Below are 230 nucleotides of genomic sequence, written 5' to 3'. Positions count from 1 at the left end.
CCCTCGTAGAGCCCCATGTTGGGTCCGACGAGCCCGTCGATGCTCGAGACGTTGACGACGCTGCCGCGGCCGGTCGCACGCAGCAGGGGCGCGATGCGGCGGGTCAGCGAGAACGGCGCCGTGAGGTTGAGGGCGAGGGCCATCGTGAACGCCTCGTCGGTCTGCTCCTCTAACGGCACGGCGTAGCCCGGCACGCCGGAGGTGCCGGTGAAGGCCGCGTTGTGGACGAG

At 70.9% G+C, this 230-nt stretch carries 1 protein-coding gene; it reads right to left on the bottom strand.

Going from position 1 to position 230, the window contains the following annotated elements:
- Positions 1 to 230, bottom strand: a 230-nt coding sequence (locus ACR9ZK_RS23820) for an SDR family NAD(P)-dependent oxidoreductase (protein ID WP_481344369.1), incomplete at both ends; no start/stop codon positions are given.

The sequence above is a fragment of the Monashia sp. HAY1-5C genome (assembly GCF_056755255.1).
This window is presented reverse-complemented; position numbering and strand designations above follow the sequence as displayed.